Here is a 2,172-nt window from a genome sequence, read left to right as displayed (position 1 = left end):
ACTGGGACGAGGTGGCGATTCGGTTCAAGGGATCGTAGCTGTAACTATAATTGTTGCTTTGCCCGTTCAAACTCAAAGATTGGTTCGTCAAATTCCCGTTCCCGTCATAATCGTAGTTGAAGGAATTAATCTCTACGTTATTGGCTTTCTTGTGAATCAGCGAATCCACCGCATAACCATCATAGGTATACTTACTTTTATTCCCGTTCAGCTGCCTGATTTCCTTCAGCAGGCTGTTATTGTAGTAATCATATTCGGCATCAAAGGTCGTCAAGGAAGGCCCGACGGTCTTTAACCGGTTCATATTGTCGTAGGTATATACATTCATATAGCCGAACGGATCGGTCATCGTTTCCCGAAGGCCCAGGCTATTGTAGGTGTACGAAATTTTCTTCAGATCCGGGAAGGTAACCTCTCTTAGTTCCCCGGTCGTGTTCTTGTAAGCATAGGATGTCGTACCTGTAGGGTCAGTCATCGTTTTCCGCCGTCCGGCGGGATCATAGGTATACCCCACGGAATCGTTCGGGCTGGATTTAAGGGTCAGCCGATTGCGATTGTTGTATTGGAAGGTGAATTGCTGCCCTTTCTGATCCACCGTTCTTACAACATTGCTGTTCGCATCATAGAAGCTCTTCTCGACCTGACCCATGGCATCGGTCTGTTTGATCAGTCTTCCCAACTGGTCATAGCGCTTCTGCGTCGTATTCGCATCCGGATAACGGATCTCCTTCAAATGACCAGCCAAGGAATACGCATAACTCGTCGTGTCATTCTTGGGATCGGTTACGCCTGTCAAACGCCCCAGGGCATCATACTGGTATCTTGTCGTATGCTGGGCATCGGTACGGACAATGACATTACCCATATCATCGTATTGCACCGAACCCACCGTCTGGAATCCGCCCCCTTTATTGAGCTGTGACAATATTTCTCTCCCCAGCATATCCGCTGTGGATCGGGATTGTACGCCTGCAGGATCGGTACTAGTCATTGTTCGGTTCAACTCGTCATACTGGGTCGCTGAATAAGCTCCATTCGGAAGGGTCGTCTGAATACCCCGGCCCCATCCGTCATACTGATACTGGGTCCGATGACCGCTGCCATTCTGTTCCCATATCAATCTACTGAGTGAATCATAACCATATTGCTTCAGGACGCGGTAGGAGCCATCTATAATGCCTTCTTCCATCTTATGCCCCAGTGCATCCCACTTCTGAATGCCCGTTACACCCGTCTCATCCGTTACCGTCACTTGATTGGCTATGTCATCATAAACCGCAGACATCGAGGACTGGTCGGGATGGGTAATGGTTTTGAGCCTGCCGAGCTTATCGTAGACGTAGGTGGTCGTATTGTTCTTGCCGTCCGTGAAGGATTTGACCCTTCCTGTTGTAGGATCGTAGTCCAACTGATTCACGATCGTGGTGGATTGCCCGTCTGCATCGGTCACAAGGATGGATTGCTGCGTCGGGAAAGCGCCTGAGTAGCCGTACGTGGTGTAATATTCGGTGTTCAGCACATCGTCGAGCACGGTCGTTTTGCCCACATTGCCGTAAGCATCGATCTGCTCATATTTGGAATGCGCCAGCTTGGTTCCATTCTGGTTGGTGACGATGATTTCGGTAATCTTGCCCTTGTCGTTCCGGACATAGCTGGTTAGACGGGTCTGGGTCGCATCGACCTTCTCCAATACGGAGGCAAGCAGACGGCTCGTCGGGTTGTACGTATAGGTGGTCGCCATATTCATCGTGTTATTCCGGGACAGCACATTGCCATAATCATCATAGCTGGCCAGATTAACCATTGGTGCTGTGCTGCTGCCTGCTTTCGTGAACGTGCTGGTCGTGACCGTAGGTGTGGTCAACCGGCGCGTCTCATCGTATTGAAAGCTCGTTCTTCTGCTCTCATTCCCGGTGGCCTCGGTGATACTATTCGTGTAAATGACTGTCGGCGTCGTCTCATCCACATAGTCCTTCCGGTAATTGAATATCGTGCTCTTCTGCCCATTGCTAAGGGTGACCCCGAAGCTTGCGATATCCTGATATGTGCTGCCGACATCGGAATTGTACGTGAAATCCAGCCTGTTGTAGTCGATTCCATTGCCACGATCCACTCTGCTCGTGATCCGGTAGGCTTCTTCCGCTGCATTCGAACCAAGCGCGCGTGTTGTGG

Annotated in this window: 1 protein-coding gene; it reads right to left on the bottom strand. The window is 50.3% G+C overall.

The features are described 5' to 3' along the window. Positions 1-2,172, bottom strand: a 2,172-nt coding sequence (locus K0T92_RS24410; RefSeq protein WP_485020573.1) for an RHS repeat domain-containing protein, incomplete at both ends; no start/stop codon positions are given.

Source organism: Paenibacillus oenotherae, from assembly GCF_019443105.1.
GTDB classification, from domain to species: Bacteria; Bacillota; Bacilli; order Paenibacillales; family Paenibacillaceae; genus Paenibacillus_Z; species Paenibacillus_Z oenotherae.
The sequence above is the reverse complement of the archived record's forward strand: the minus strand, read 5'-3'. Positions and strand labels throughout refer to the sequence as shown.